14 protein-coding genes are annotated in these 14,407 nt (G+C 54.9%); 7 read left to right on the top strand and 7 right to left on the bottom strand.

Annotated elements, in window-relative coordinates; translation table 11 throughout:
• The first annotated feature begins 2 nt into the window (after nucleotides 1–2).
• The gene (locus WKI84_RS03345; protein WP_337862105.1) at nucleotides 3–431 is read left to right on the top strand and encodes a M67 family metallopeptidase; all 429 of its coding nucleotides are present in this window, start codon (nucleotides 3–5) and stop codon (nucleotides 429–431) included.
• Nucleotides 432–437: 6 nt separating this feature from the next.
• On the opposite strand, the gene aspS is transcribed toward WKI84_RS03345, so the two are convergent.
• Both aspS and WKI84_RS03335 read right to left on the bottom strand, forming a co-directional pair.
• Nucleotides 438–1,757 carry an aspartate--tRNA(Asn) ligase gene (aspS, locus tag WKI84_RS03340; RefSeq protein WP_337862104.1) on the bottom strand — a complete coding sequence of 440 codons (1,320 nt, stop codon included), beginning with the start codon at nucleotides 1,755–1,757 and terminating at the stop codon, nucleotides 438–440.
• Between the two features lie 16 nt (nucleotides 1,758–1,773).
• Nucleotides 1,774–2,301, bottom strand: a complete 528-nt coding sequence (locus tag WKI84_RS03335; protein WP_337862103.1) for a hypothetical protein — start codon at nucleotides 2,299–2,301, stop codon at nucleotides 1,774–1,776.
• Between the two features lie 309 nt (nucleotides 2,302–2,610).
• On the opposite strand from WKI84_RS03335, the gene WKI84_RS03330 reads away from it, so the two are divergent.
• From WKI84_RS03330 to artG, 4 genes are all read left to right on the top strand, one after another.
• Nucleotides 2,611–3,003 (top strand): hypothetical protein, encoded by a 393-nt coding sequence (locus WKI84_RS03330; protein ID WP_337862102.1) that lies wholly within the window; start codon nucleotides 2,611–2,613, stop codon nucleotides 3,001–3,003.
• Between the two features lie 71 nt (nucleotides 3,004–3,074).
• A complete protein-coding gene (locus WKI84_RS03325) occupies nucleotides 3,075–4,172 on the top strand; it encodes an ABC transporter ATP-binding protein (RefSeq protein WP_337862101.1) in 1,098 nt (365 codons plus the stop codon).
• A gap of 22 nt (nucleotides 4,173–4,194) precedes the next feature.
• Nucleotides 4,195–5,910, top strand: a complete 1,716-nt coding sequence (locus tag WKI84_RS03320; RefSeq protein WP_337862100.1) for an ATP-dependent DNA helicase — start codon at nucleotides 4,195–4,197, stop codon at nucleotides 5,908–5,910.
• 76 nt (nucleotides 5,911–5,986) lie between these two features.
• Nucleotides 5,987–7,081: a thaumarchaeosortase gene (artG, locus tag WKI84_RS03315; RefSeq protein WP_337862099.1), complete on the top strand. Its 1,095-nt coding sequence runs from the start codon at nucleotides 5,987–5,989 to the stop codon at nucleotides 7,079–7,081.
• Here artG and dinB read toward each other — a convergent pair.
• Nucleotides 7,076–8,209 carry a DNA polymerase IV gene (gene dinB / locus WKI84_RS03310; protein WP_337862156.1) on the bottom strand — a complete coding sequence of 378 codons (1,134 nt, stop codon included), beginning with the start codon at nucleotides 8,207–8,209 and terminating at the stop codon, nucleotides 7,076–7,078. The two genes, artG and dinB, sit on opposite strands and share 6 nt — an antisense overlap.
• Nucleotides 8,210–8,298: 89 nt before the next feature.
• On the opposite strand from dinB, the gene WKI84_RS03305 reads away from it, so the two are divergent.
• Nucleotides 8,299–8,538, top strand: coding sequence for a hypothetical protein (locus tag WKI84_RS03305; RefSeq protein WP_337862098.1), 240 nt, complete (start codon nucleotides 8,299–8,301; stop codon nucleotides 8,536–8,538).
• Between the two features lie 3 nt (nucleotides 8,539–8,541).
• On the opposite strand, the gene WKI84_RS03300 is transcribed toward WKI84_RS03305, so the two are convergent.
• A complete protein-coding gene (locus WKI84_RS03300; RefSeq protein WP_337862097.1) occupies nucleotides 8,542–9,750 on the bottom strand; it encodes a phosphoglycerate kinase in 1,209 nt (402 codons plus the stop codon).
• A 266-nt stretch (nucleotides 9,751–10,016) separates the two neighbouring features.
• Nucleotides 10,017–10,733, bottom strand: coding sequence for a hypothetical protein (locus WKI84_RS03295; protein WP_337862096.1), 717 nt, complete (start codon nucleotides 10,731–10,733; stop codon nucleotides 10,017–10,019).
• Between the two features lie 159 nt (nucleotides 10,734–10,892).
• Between WKI84_RS03295 and WKI84_RS03290 the strand changes: the two genes are divergently transcribed.
• On the top strand, nucleotides 10,893–11,504 hold the full coding sequence (locus WKI84_RS03290) for a DUF929 family protein (RefSeq protein ID WP_337862095.1): 612 nt from the start codon (nucleotides 10,893–10,895) through the stop codon (nucleotides 11,502–11,504).
• Between the two features lie 628 nt (nucleotides 11,505–12,132).
• Here the strand turns inward: WKI84_RS03290 and WKI84_RS03285 are convergent.
• Nucleotides 12,133–12,333, bottom strand: coding sequence for a CDGSH iron-sulfur domain-containing protein (locus tag WKI84_RS03285; protein WP_337862094.1), 201 nt, complete (start codon nucleotides 12,331–12,333; stop codon nucleotides 12,133–12,135).
• Between the two features lie 329 nt (nucleotides 12,334–12,662).
• The gene (locus WKI84_RS03280) at nucleotides 12,663–14,069 is read right to left on the bottom strand and encodes an alpha/beta fold hydrolase (protein ID WP_337862093.1); all 1,407 of its coding nucleotides are present in this window, start codon (nucleotides 14,067–14,069) and stop codon (nucleotides 12,663–12,665) included.
• Nucleotides 14,070–14,407: the final 338 nt, after the last annotated feature.

Below are 14,407 nucleotides of genomic sequence, written 5' to 3'. Positions count from 1 at the left end.
CCTTGACAGCCCGAACAATCTCGATTTCTGCAGAGCAGCTCGCCGAGCTGGAAGAGCTGGCCGAGAGGTCGCTGCCCGCCGAGTCGTGCGCGTTCCTGCTGGGGGCAGGTGCGGATGAAGCAACAGCAGCAATCGCAGTCAGGGAGGTGCTGCCGGTGGAAAACATCGACAGGTCCCGGGTCTCGTTTACGATGGCCCCCGACGACGTCCTGCGCGCTTACCAGGCTGCAGAAGAGCGCGGCCTTGGCGTGGTGGGCATATTCCATTCTCACCCGTCTGTGCCCTCGCCTTCTGGCACGGACGCGCGCTTTATGGAGGTGAACCCCGTCGTCTGGGTCATCTACTCGACGACAGAGAACCGGTTTTCCGCGTGGGTGTTTGACGACGACGGCGCCATAAAAAAGGTAGAGATTGTCACCGGCTCGCCCTGATGTTTGTTAGGGCGTGAGCCTGTCCGTGTCGCGGGGATAGAGCACCACGTCGCGCACGTTCTGCGAGCCTGTGAGCACCATCATCAGCCTGTCAAAGCCAAGCCCCCACCCAGAGTGTGGCGGCATGCCCCAGTCAAACACCTTGAGGTGCTCTGAAAAGCTGGCCGGGTTGAGCCCCTGCTCTGCGAGCCGGGCCCTCAGCTTTTCCGGGTCGTGCAGCCTGCGGCCGCCTGACGCAAGCTCCAGGTATCCATGCTGCAGGTCAAACGACTTGGACAGGCGCGGGTCGCTCTCCTTTTCGTGTATGTAGAACGGCTTGAGCTTGAGCGGCCAGTCCATGATAAAGTAAAAGCCCCTGTGCAGCTCGCCCAGCTTGCGCAGGGCAGCATCTGACAGGTCGTCGCCAAAGGAGAGCTTTTCGCCCTCTCTGGCAAGCTCGTCGAGGCACTGCTCGTACGTCAGGCGGTCTATTTTTTTGTCGCCAAGGGCGAGGTCTATTCTATTATTATTACTGCCGCCTGTTGCCAGCTCCAGGTCCACCCCGTGCTTTTCCTGGAACGCAGAGATGACGTTTCTCACCACCTTTTCGACCAGGTCCATCACGTCTTCATAGTCGAGGAACGCTGCCTCGACATCGACGCTTGTAAACTCTGACAGGTGGCGCACGGTGTGCGAGTTTTCGGCCCTGAAATAGGGCCCTATCTCGAACACCCTGTCCAGCCCGAGGGTGAGCTGCTCCTTGTACAGCTGCGGGCTCTGGGCAAGGTACGCCTTGCGCTTGAAGTAGTCAAACCCAAAGAGGTTTGCGCCGCCCTCGCTTGCGCTCCCGATTATCTTGGGCGTGTTGACCTCTATGAAACCCTCTGCACGAAGCGTGTCCCTGATCACCTGAAGGCCGGCCGAGCGCAGCCGGAATACCGCGGCCACGCGGGGGTTGCGCAGGTCAAGCGCCCGGGCGTCCAAGCGCTTGTCAAACGCCGACTCGACCCTCCCTGTCGGGTCTATGGGAAGCGGGTGCACCGCCCTTGTCAATACCGTAAACTCGGATACCTTGACTTCCACAGGCAGGCCCTTTGCCCTGCTCTTTTGCACCGTGCCTGCAAGTATGACTGCGCTCTGCCTTGGCGCCTGCACCGCCTTTTGCACCATGTCGCCTGTCACTATTGCCTGGCACGTGCCGGTGGCGTCGCGCACCGTAACAAACGCCAGCTTGCCGATGTCCCTTACGTCTTCTATCCAGCCGCCTATCCTGACCTGCTGGCCGATCAGGCCCTCGTCAAGCTGGCGCGCAAAATGGGTCCTGTGTATGTCCTGCTGTTCTGCCATGTCCTGCTACATTCCTCTACTTTTGCTCAAACTCTACCAAGAGTTCCATGTTCCTGACTGCCCTGGCTATCTTTTGAACCTTTTCGATGTCCAGCTTTTTCTGCTGGCCACCAGCAGCGGCAGAAGGGGCCCTGCCTGCCACTATGACCCTGGTCACCTTGCTGCCGTCGGGCATCCAGAACTGGTTGACAGTCGTTATCTTTGCCGGGTGGAACAGCCCTTCTATAAAGCCCCGCTCTGACGCCTCAGAGTCGAGGAACCAGACTTTCTGGCGGAACTCTTTCTCTACTTTTTCTGCAAGCGCAGGGTTGCTCCTGATCGCAAGGACGTCCGGGCCCCTGAGCGCAAGCACGAACTCGCCTTCCACCTGCGCACCCTTGGTGAGCGTGAACCTGTCAATTTCCTGGCTCTTGCCTGCCGCCTTTGTAAGCTTGACAGACGCGTCGACGTCGTCCTGGGTTATCTGGCCCGAGCGCAGCTTTTCCTCGCACTTGGCGCACAGCACGCCGGTCTTGGCGTCAAAGGAGCATATGGGAGTCTTCAAAGCCGTAAAGCTCCATTAGTTTTGGTCCACGGTTATATAATGCATGAGGGGATTGCACACTTGCCTGGGCACACCAGTACCGGCCGGAGAATTGCTCTGTGCGCGTCACAACTGCCGTCCTGCATAAGCGATCTGCTTACCTACTACTACCACTACTATCTGGAGATACAAGGACGCCATTGCGATTGAGATGGGAGGAGAACGCTTCTGAGTGCCGGCAATAACAGTAATGGTGCAAGGTACTGCCCGAACTGCGGCTCGCCGCTTCCCGGCGATGATGCGCTCTATTGCGGCAGGTGCGGCTTCCGGGTGGCCGGCGCGCCAGAGCCTGCCATGCCGCAGGGCGCTCCGGGGCGTGACCACTTCAAGCTGGGCCTCCTGCTCATCAAGGTGGGCGCCATAGTCTCGTTCGTCATCCCGCTACTGATCCTTGCCGGCATCAGCTGGACCGGGATACCGCTGCTTTCAGGCCCTCCAGGAGTAGGCTCTGGCATCACTGCGATATTCAGCTCGTTCATCATACTCGGGTTTGTCTTTGCAGTAGTCGCCCTGTACTTTTACCGGGAAATTGCGGCCGGCAAGAGCAGCAGGATAATGCATGCGATAATACTTGGAGTGCTGATGCTCTTTCTGAGCTCAAACGTCGGGGGCCTGCTGGTGCTGCTGGGCGCAATACTGTGCTACACATCGAAAAAACAGTAGCACAGACACATACACACACACGCAACAAAACCTCTTATATCAACTTGTACAAGCGGGATCAGCGCACCGCCGTGCCATCGCCCACACCCCCGCCGTCCCAATCCCGATCATCTCGCAAGTCCAACCCTGACGACAGAGGCGATGTTGGGAAAAAAGGCAAGCTGTCGGTGACAGGGCTTGCCGCCTACTATGCTACAGAGCGCGGAATGGTCAAGGCGGTAGACGGCGTAAACTTTGAGCTGGAAGAAGAAGGCGACTCGCTTGGCATCGTGGGCGAGTCTGCCTGCGGCAAGAGCACGCTTGGCGCCGCCCTCATGCGCTCGATGCAGGCGCCCGGCAGGATAGTGGCAGGGCAGATAGTGCTTGACGGCAAAGACGTGGCCGCGCTTTCAGACCGTGACTTTGACCGTCAGGTTCGGTGGAAAAAGATCGCGATGGTCTTTCAGGGGGCGATGAACGCGCTCGACCCGGTCTATACCATCGGCGACCAGCTGAAGGAGATACTGGACGAGCACGGCTTTGAGGGCGACAGGGAGGCCAAGGTGTCAGAGTCGCTTGCGCAGGTCGGCCTCGACCCGTCGATAGCGCGGCGGTACCCGCACGAGCTGTCCGGCGGCATGAAGCAGCGCGTCGTGATAGCCATGGCACTCCTGCTCGAGCCAGACATCCTGGTGGCAGACGAGCCGACGACTGCTCTTGACGTACTAGTCCAGTCGCAGATTATTTCCCTGCTGAACAGGCTGCGCAGGGAAAAAGGCGTAACCGTCATACTGATAACGCACGACCTTGCCCTCGTGTCGCAGATTGCGACCAAGATAGGGATAATGTACGCCGGCCAGCTGGTCGAGCTTGGGTCAAGGGAAGAGATCTACAAAAACCCCCGGCACCCCTACACGCAGGCCCTGCTGGCCGCAGTCCCGCGCCTGCGTCCGGCCGGTGGCGGCGGAATGGAAAAGCGCATCAGGTTCATCCCCGGCAGCCCGCCGAGCCTGCTTGACCCTCCTGCTGGCTGCCGGTTCTATCCCCGGTGCCCGCACGCGATGGAAGTGTGCAAAAAAGACCCGCCGGAATTCGAGACGCCGACAGGCTATGTCCGGTGCTGGCTCGAGGGAGAAGAAGGAGGAAGAGAAAAAGGCGAAAAGAAAGACCCAACCTTAAAAAGTACGTAGCTCTAACGCGCATGCATCGCCATTGTCGATACTCTCGTACTTTCCGTTTGACCAGATGCGCGACAGGCAGCGCACCGTCCTGCTAGAGATCGAGTCGGCGCTCAAATCAGGGTACAGGACGATATTTCTGGAGGCGCCCACCGGATTTGGCAAGACGCCGGTAGCAATAGCCCTGGCCCGCTACCTTGGCAGCTCGCACATATGCACGGCTACCAAGGACCTGCAGGCGCAGTACAGGCGCGACTTTCCGTTCGTCTTTGAGGTAAAGGGGCGGGGCAACTTTCCGTGCGTCGTCAAGGAGGACATGGGCCTTGACGAGAGCTGCGAGTACGGCCCGTGCGTGCAGGACGACAGCTACGACTGCGCGTTCAAGACCCGCCTGCTCGACTACAAGGTGGTCGGCGAAGGCACGCCCGGCGAGCTTGTGCAGCTCGACCCGCTTGCAGAGCGCGAGTACGTCAAGAACCTGCAGAAAAAGTCCAAGCTGGTGGAGCTGCAATGGCGGCCCTGCCACTATTTCCACCAGCGATGGATCGGGGCAAAGGCCAGCCATGCAGTCTACAACTACCGCTACTTTCTGTCAGACATATTCTACACGGGGACGACGCCCCGCCGCAAGCTCCTGGTGCTTGACGAGGCGCACCAGATCGAGTCAGAGGTCGGCGACTTTAGGAGTTTCACTGTCCACAAGAGCGCGCTGCGCTTCCTGCCCCGGGTGCAGATGCCTGATGGCAAGAACGTCGAGGAGATCGACACCTGGATCGACTTTTGCTCCAACCTGCACGACAAGCTGCTGAAATTCATAGAGCAGGCCACAGATGCAATCGAGCGCGGGCGGATAGCCGAGCCGTACACCGAGCGCAACCTGATAGACGCCATTGCGCGGGAAAAGAACCTGGCGTCTGTATTGCACGACATGCGGTCGAGCAAAAAGAACTGGATAGTGTCAAGCGTCCAGCGCGACCCGCACCACAGCAACGAGCTTGTGCGGGCTACCATGACGCCGCTAGAGACCTCCGGCTATTTTGGCGAGATACTGGACAAGGGCACGATCTCGTTTTTCATGAGCGCCACCATCCTGAGCAAGGAATATCTGTGCAAGGTGACAGGGCTCAAACCTGACCAGGTCAAGTTCGTCAGGGTGGGCGAGTCGGACTTTCCGGTCAAGAACAGGCCGATCCACATGATGAACGTGGCCTGGCTCAACGCCCGCAGCATGGAAGAGAGCATGCCCAAGATAGTCAAGGCAGTCGACAGCATCCTGATGATGCACAAAAACGACAAGGGCATCATCCACACCACGTCGTATTCGCAGCTGCAGCGCATCCGCGACGGCGTCAGCCCTGAAAACCGGTCGCGGCTGATAGAGACGGGCTCGGCGCTTGGCAGGGAGGAGGTGCTTGAAAAGCACAGGCAGAGCAAGAGGCCGACAGTCCTCATATCGCCTTCGATGCACCAGGGGGTCGACCTGAAGGACGACCTGTCGCGCTTTCAGATAATTGTCAAGGTGCCCTATCCAGACCTGACTGACAAAAAGGTGTCCAAGATGAAAGAGCGCGACCCCAGGTGGTACACGTGGTACACTGTGCTCAGGCTTGTCCAGTCGTACGGCCGCAGCGTGCGGTCCAAGGACGACCACGCCAAGACGTACATACTGGACGAGAGCGTCAGCTTTTTGCTCAAGAGCGCACAGGACATGGTGCCTAGGTGGTTCAGCGAAGCCATCGTCCAAAAGTAAGGATATGATAGGGGTAAGAGAGAAACCCTAGAACGTTTTTATGCGGTGCCAGCACACTGCATACCAGTACACGCAGTTGGTATCGGCAACAGGAGGCAGAGAGGAAAAGACAGTCCCGGCGCCCGGCAACACCACCACCACTACTACGATATTTGGGCTCAACTCCAGCGTCGCAGTCACGCTGGTGCTCATTTCGCCCATAATTTTCACGCTCGTCCTCTACTCTGACACGTTCGAGCTCGCATGGAACGAGGGCAGGGGCGGCTTTATCTTTGCCATGGCGTTCATTGCGGCCGAGCTGATAGGGATCAGGCAGCCTGTCAGCCAGAAAAAGTTCCTGATAGTGGTGGCACTTGCCGCAATCGCTATAGCGTATTTTGCCGCCCTGCCTTATGGCCTGCGGGATTCCATAAGGGAGGTGGGGCTGTCGTACGACATACGCAAAGAAGTCATTGGCAGCTGGGTGTGGATGTGGGACTATCTTGTGATGGCCCTGTTCGCCGGCACGTCGCTTGCCGTGCTCTTTGGCAAAAAGTGGTACAAGATTGCCCCTGCCGGCGTCCTGTACCTGGCAGGGACTGCAGTCATACTGTCGCTTGACGCGTTCTTTCCGTACGACACTCTGGGCCCGCTCCAGTTCATCGTGCCCATCTATCTGCAGATAGACCAGGCCGTGATCCGGTTTGTGGACCAGAACATCATGGACATCGGCAAAGGTTCCGTAGCGACAGCCCGGGACAACATGCTAGTCCTCAACGGGCTCAAGGGGCCGTTTGCCCTGCAGGTGTTCTGGCCTTCGGCCGGCGTGCACAGCATGATAATCTACACGCTGGTCATGCTTGCGTTCCTCCTAAAGATGGAGATCCCGCTCCGCCGCAAGCTGGTCTACTTTGCAATAGGCACGTTTGGGACGGCCATGGTGAACGTGGTACGCATCATCGCCCTGTCGTTCTACGCGCTCGTCGTGACCACGAACGTCAAGGAGTGGGAGGCTTTCCACTCGGTGGCAGGCGAGATAATGTTCCTGCCCTGGCTTGGCGTCTACCTTGCAATCGTAATGTTCACAGAGCGCAAGCGCTTGAGGAAAAAGATGCAGAGCAGCGCCGCCGGAGGCTCTTCCTCTTCTCCTACCGTCCCGTCCCCTCCCGCAGCCCCCTCTCCGCCGTCATAAAAAGTCTGACAGGGTGCCCTGGCCGGTGCTGTCCTGAAAGTCCGATATCCTGACGCCCAGCCGGCGCACCTCCCTTTTTCCCTCTGCCATTGCTCCGTCCAGGATGGCCCTTGCCGTCAGATGCAGCTGGTCGTAGCTGGCAGTATGCGACTTTAGAGTCCTTGACCGGGTGACGCTTTCAAGGTCTTTCAGTATCAGGATTATGCCGACCGTGCGGAACGCAAGGCCCTTTGCTTTTGCGCTTTCATGGACGGACCTGCAGACCTGTTCCAGCTCGCCGTACATCTCGGCGCTTGCCGCCGCGTCCTTTTTCAACGTGACTATGCGCATCAGCTGCTGCCTGTGCTCGCCGGCTCCTGACTCTGCGACAGGCTCGTCGTCGATGCCCCTTGCAGCGTTGTGCATGTAGGTTCCGTTTTTCCTGCCAAACTCCTCTATGAGCCTGAAGAGGTCGAATGACGCAAGGTCGCCGGCAGTCCTTATGCCAAGCTCGGCAAGCCTGCCACGCGTCTTGGGGCCGATGCCCGGTATCCTGTCCACTTCAAGCGCCGCCATAAAGGCCGCGGCGTCCTGCGGCCTTGTCACCGTGAGCCCGTCAGGCTTGTGCATGTCCGAGGCGACCTTGGCAAGCATCTTGTTTGGGGCGACGCCTATCGAGCAGCTGATCCCTGCCTGCGCCCTGACTGCGCCCTTGATCTCTTGTGCAAGGCTGCTGGCAACGTCAAAATCGTTTCCTGTCCTTGCCGACGCGTCCAGGTAGCACTCGTCGATGCCGACGTACTCGAAAACGTCGGTGTAATTTTTGATGGCGGCCATCGCCTTTTCCGACACCTGCCTGTAATATGGGGCGTCGAGGGGCAGCAGGAGCGCTTCTGGGACGCCTGCAAGCCTGGCCTTTGCAACCCTGATGGGCATGCCCGACTTTACCCCGTACCTCCTTGCGACATAGTTGGCCGTGCTCACGACGCCCGAGTCCCCGGTCCTGCCTGAAAAGACGCACACGACCACGGGCCGGTCCTTTATCTCCGGCCGGCGCAGCTCCTCGCACTGGGCGAAAAAGTAGTCAAAATCCACGTGCATGACCACCATCGCCGCCGTTCCTCCTGCCACCGCGCTGCCTGCGGCCACCAACGGCAGATGTTGTGGCTGCAAGTAATTAAAACCTGATGAGGCTGCCTCCCCGTACAACGTTATTAGGGGGAGGGGATGGACCATTTTTGGAAGCGTATGTACATGGCGATGGCACGGTGAGGCCGCCTCTTGGCGCAATCCTCAAAGGCATCTTCTATAACGCGATGCACCCTTTCATACTCGTGCCCCTCGTCGTCGTGCTGGCCGGCGCCGCCTACTATTTCTCTGCGCCTGAAGGCAGCGGCCAGTACGTGGCCGCTGCGGGGGCTGCCCTGATGCTTGCCATCATACTGCTGAAAATGAGGACGCGGCTTTTGGGCGACTGATCATTAGGCGCCGTTGAGCACCGACACGCCGGGCATCTCGTCGCCTGCCAGGTAGCGCAGGGTCGCCCCTCCGCCGGTCGACACGTGGCTGACCTCGTTCTCATTCACGCCCGACTTTTTCATCGCCTCCAGCGTGTCGCCTCCGCCTATGAGGGTCTTGGCCCCGCGCCAGTAGGCAAGGGCCATGCTCTTGGCTATGTTGACCGTGCCGTTTGCAAACGCCCTGACCTCGAACATGCCCATCGGCCCGTTCCAGAATATCATGCCGCTGCCGTTCGTGCCTGCGACCTCTGCTGAATAACGCTCTATCGTCTCGCTCCCAATGTCAAAGCCGGCCATGCCGTCCGGTATGTCGCCCTTGACCATGCTTATCGAAGTGTCTGCCGGCGACACCGCCGCCACATGGTCCGTGGGGAGCATTATCTTGTCGCCAAAGGCGGTCAGGGCCTTTGTGACCCACGGCAGGTGCTCGTGGTCGATGAGCGACTTGCCAGTCTTGACCCCCTTGGCCTTCAAGAAAGTATACGCAGCGGCGCCTCCGATTATCACCTTGTCTGCCTTTGGCAAAAGGTGCTCAAGCGCGCCTATCTTGTCCTTTATCTTTACCCCGCCGACGACCACCTTGAACGGCTTGGGCGGGTTCTCGCGCATCATCGACAGATACTCGACCTCTTTTTTCAGGTTAAAGCCGGCAAGCCGGGTGTCAAACAGTCTGGCGGCCCCGTAGGTCGAGGCGTGCTTTCTGTGCGAGGTAGAGAACGCGTCGTTGACGTAAATGTCCGCTATCGCGGCAAGCTGCTTGCAAAACTCGGCGTCGTTTGCCTCCTCCTCCTTGTGGAAGCGCAGGTTCTCCAAAAGCAGGATGTCGCCCCTGTTCATCTGGCTCACCTCGTTTGCCACCGCCGGCCCGACGCAGTCTGAGGCAAACCGCACCGCCATCTTTCTGTCCACGATCTCGGACAGGCGCTTTGCAACCGGCGCAAGCGTGTAATCGGAATCAAAGCCTTCCGGCCGGCCAAGGTGCGACGCAAGTATCACCTTGGCGCCCCTCTTTGCCAGGTACTCTATCGTGGGTATGGCCATGCGGATGCGATAGTCCTCGCCTACCGACCCGTTGCTTATGCTCACGTTGAAATCGACCCGCACAAGAACGCGCCTGCCGTCAAACCTTGCGTCTTCGATGTCGGATAACGTCCTGAGAGAGGAGGCCAACTTTTTTGACAGTCCGGTAAAACGTCAGGGGGTTAATGTATCTTTACGAGTATGCCACTAGAACAGGATTATTGTGGTAATGTTGCTACCGTGGAGCGGATTTGTGGATGCGTGTGGCAGCAGCGTATTTCCTCCCTACTGCCTCTCTTGTTGTGGACCGCGAGCGCGTGTTTCCAGTGGAAAACTGCCAAAACAATTGTTCTTTTATATCTCTTCCATTGTATGCGCGGCAAAGTGCGGCGGGAATAGAAAACCGCAGAGCTTGGCTAGCCGGATTCCCAAATTAATTGGGGCTGTGAAACTATGTAGACGCTGGTAGCGTTTTGCCCGCTCACAAAATTTGTCGTGGAAGGGTCGCCATCCCCGTCAGAGAACATGAGTATGCGCCTCCCGTAGAGGTCATCTGCCCAGAGATTCCCTCTGGGGTCTATCGCAACGGAGATCGGCCAGTACGATCCTTTGTCCGTTATCTTTGCGTCATAGGGAACTCTTGAGACATCATCTAAAGTGACAGTGGCGTTCAACGTCAACAAGGGACTCTGAGCATTTGAAAACCTTGATGTAAGAGGGTCGTGGTCGCCATCTGAGAACATCTGAATTACACCTATGCCAGAATCGGCAGCCCACAGATTGCCGACACGATCAAATTCTATGGTGACTGCGCTGAGCATACGATCATGATTAGGTCTGCTCGCACTAAATTCTACCAGCGGTCTGGAAAAATCGAAAGTGACATCCTGACCTTTGTACCTGGGCTCGTACATGAGCAGGGATTTTCTTGTTCCATTTGCGACCCACAGATTGCCGGAACCGTCAAATTCCATGTCAGAGGGGTAAAGCTTTCCTTGTAACGTTATAGTTTCTCCTGTGGTCATACGAACGTCTCTGGCAGAATATTCTTCTGCAGCCCAAAGTAATATTGCTGTTAGAGAAGAAACCGCGATAATGATGCCTGCAATGCCTATCAAAATCTTCCTAGACATTATCTTCCATATGCTTCACGGTGTTTTTAAAGCATAAGATTCTTCTGCTAGATTCCTCTATTGGCGAAAATGGTGGGTTAATTGGCAATATCGTAGTAGAATGTTTCTTTAGTATTACCACTAAAAACATTTAATAAAAATCCGCACCCTCTGCCGGACGTGAGCAGCAATTTCGTTCCAAAAAGGGTCCTTGGCAAGTTCATGCACGTTACCGATCAACCGTTAAAGAGGCCCGGCGGCAAGTCTCTCGTGTATTTCATGGGCGCAGGGTTCTGCCCGTTCTGCGCGGCCGAGCGGTGGGCAATCGTGAAAGCATTGGAGCGGTTTGGCAAGTGGGACGGCCTGGTGGAGGACAAGAGCGCCGGCCACGACGAAAAGTACCTCAACGTCCCGACGTTCAACCTGGCACGTGCCAGGTTCGAGAGCGATACCGTCGAGTTCATGGGCAAAGAGACTGCAGACCGCAACTTTGAGCCGCTGCAAGAGCTGGACGACAAGGATTACGAGATACTGGACATGTACAACCCCGACCAGATGATCCCTTTTCTCCTGATAGACGGCCAGTACATGCAGGTGGGCGCAGGGTTCAGCCCCGAGCTGATACAGGAAAAGTCGCACGCCGACGTGCTGAAAGAGCTTGGCAACCCAAACTCTGCCATAGGCAAGGCCATGAACGCCGAGATAGACAACATCACTGCCCTTTTGTGCAAGGCCACGGGCGGCAAAAGTGCAGCCTGTGAAGGCGTCAAGGCGCTGACTGCAAAATTATAATTAATTATCTTTCGATTTTGTTGCACAAGAAGTTGCGGACAGACCGGGTGCAATATTATATGCAACAACAGCAGAAACTATGCTTGTGTAGCAAGGATATATCATCCAAATGTTCTAGGTCTTCAGACGACCGCATCAATAGCTGGTCGTCTTTGCTGACTGCAAAATTAAAATACTCTATTTGATATTACAATACCTGCCTGCGGGCGGTTCCGTCCGTTATACGTGTATGTTGGGTGAAGACTTGACGTCCGTTTACGTCCGTTATCGCTCGCAGGCACCTCACCATCGTCACTCATTCTGCGCTCCGTTGCATTGTGTGGGAGGGCCTTGCAAATGTATCTTTCATACGCAACCCAAATACAATATGTCAATAAGAAGTGACATCGTTATCGATAGTTTCATCAAAATCATCAAATTAAAATAAAAAGACCGTCATGATTGGAAATATGTCGAGGCTTCTTTGATGTCACTGACTTATATCACTTCATTTCATAATTTTTCTCGGTATAATCCGAAGGTGGCTTGCGCTCAGACTTGCAAGTAAGTTTGGTAAATGAATGATCCTTTCTGCCTTTCCTCGCACGTCTGTTCAGGATATATACCGCCTGACCTTTTGGAACCAAAACTACTCCACCTTGGCTTCTGTCCTCGTACCGTCCTTGTTGTAGATGTATACCTTGCCTTCCTGTTCGTCAAGAGTCTTCTTATGCGAGCCATCACAGAAGGGCTGATTTGCAGAAAGCCCGCACATGCAGACCCATTTTGTCTCGTTACCTACCTTGACTGCCAGCGGTCCTTTGTCCTCTTTTTTTACTAGTCTTGCCATGTTGTCTTCTACCTTCTCTTGGGTTATGGAAAGAAAAACATACGAAGAAGATAAACCCGGTAGTAACGCCGTACTAACTAGGTAAGTATGCGTGGACTGACCAAAAGCGATTTTTTGATGCATGTGCCAATTTATGTTCTAGAAGTGTCGTCGGGATGGTCGACAAGGGAGCATCCAAAAATACATTGAGCACACAGGTACATTGCATTACCCCAATGCGTGCATGTCCTTGGCGTATACAAGAATGTCAAAAGATAACAATACACCCTTCTCTCCACCTCCTACATCTTCCTTCTGCAGTAAAGGAGCTACAATGTGCGCATCTATTGCTATGTATTTGAATGCAGTATCCACTTTGCCACTTCTGGCCACAGCTTCGAGTGTGCATGAGAACTGATGCACAGACCAACGTGGCCGCCCGGCATTTTAAGAACAGTTTTGTCACTGCTTGACACGTGCTCGTTAATAGCAAGAGTCGATTCTGGCGATACCAGATCGTCTTGCTCTGCCACAATAGTCAGTATTGGCATCTCTATCTTCTTGAGGTCAATCTTCTTCTTTTCAGCTTCGCTATTAACAACCCCCTCACTCCCATCACCGCCAACAACATCGACTTGCATGTTTCCCGAGATAAGGAGATTGTTCTTGTAGCAGTCATTGATGATCTGGCTGTACATCCTGCCGGGAAGCATTGGTGTATCATGGAGCCAGTTCTCTACAGCAAAAAAGTTGCTTACGAACTTTGCGTCACCAACTTTCTGAAAGAATTTCAAATATTTGTCAAACGTATATCGCGGAGGGTTGCGCATCAGGAAAGCAATGTCCAGCACTGCACCATCCATGTGGCCAAATTCGTCCATCATCTTGTCCACGTCTACAGCTCTTGCCCACGTTGCAAGGATTGTCTTGTCCTTGCTAAAGTCAACTGGCTGGGCCATCAGAATCAGCTTCTTTACGTTCTTGTTGTCGTTCAGTGCAGAATATATCAGAGAGATTATTCCGCCCCAGCAATATCCCAATATCGATATTTTTTCATGACCACTCTCCTTCTTTATTGCTTCAATCGCACTCCCGATATGCCTGACATAGTCGCCCAGAGACATTTCAGAGTCCGACCAATCAGGAAATCCCCAATCAAGCAAGTATACGTCGATGCCGTGTGACATGAGATTCCTCACCACGCTCCTGTCGGGGCTTATGTCCATGATGTGGAATTTGTTTATCGGGGCATATACCACAAGCAAAGGGGGCCTGCTAGTAGATTTGTCATAGCGGTCAGCAGGTGTCGCCCGATAGTGGAGAAGCCTTGTCTTGCCCTTGGCCCATACTATGTCAAATGCTGCAAAGTCGTAATCCTTTGGTATTGAGGCAAATACCATAAAACTTCTTACGTACGTATCAAAGAGCCAATCGAGAAAAAGGACAGGGAATCCTGCTTCTCTCATATCCTTCCTCAGGTTCACACCAGCTTTTGTGAGGTTGGAGATAAGGGTCAGGAACGGTTCTGACCGGAGATCCTTTTCAAGCTCGGCGTCCGTTAATTTAAGCCAGACTTCGTACAGGCTAATATTATTACCCTTCTCTTGTGCTTTTTCTTGCTGTGACGACACAATATCTACTGCTTGCCGGAATGTCCTTGCGAACAAGTCTGCGTAGAACTGATTTACCTTGATGCTATTGACGTACAGCTCAAACATTGCTGGAAATATCTGCGGAAATGAGGGAGTGGTCTTCATGTGTTGGGTCATCGTGTTCTCATGATCAGCTATTGTTTTACAATTCTCAATATATACCTCTTGTATGACATACAAATACTCATGCTACTAGAAGTAACGATTATTGTTAATCTGCTCTGCAAGCGTATTGCGCATATGAAGAGGAGCGGTCAGCAGAATATGATGATCTGTTCTGGCTTGCGCGTGTACGAGAATGCCAATTCTTTCGCTCTTTATTCATGTAATAGGCGAGTACTATAACGATAGCAATTAGTACAAATATCAAGGGATTAAAGAGCAACATCGCTACCGCAAGTATTCCAAGAAACATGAGCACTGCAATTATATGGCAATCGCAA

This window comes from Nitrososphaera sp. (genome assembly GCF_037447015.1).
In the GTDB taxonomy this organism is placed as follows: domain Archaea; phylum Thermoproteota; class Nitrososphaeria; order Nitrososphaerales; family Nitrososphaeraceae; genus Nitrososphaera.
Note: the sequence above shows the minus strand (reverse complement) of the source record. Positions and strands in the feature narration are given on the sequence as shown.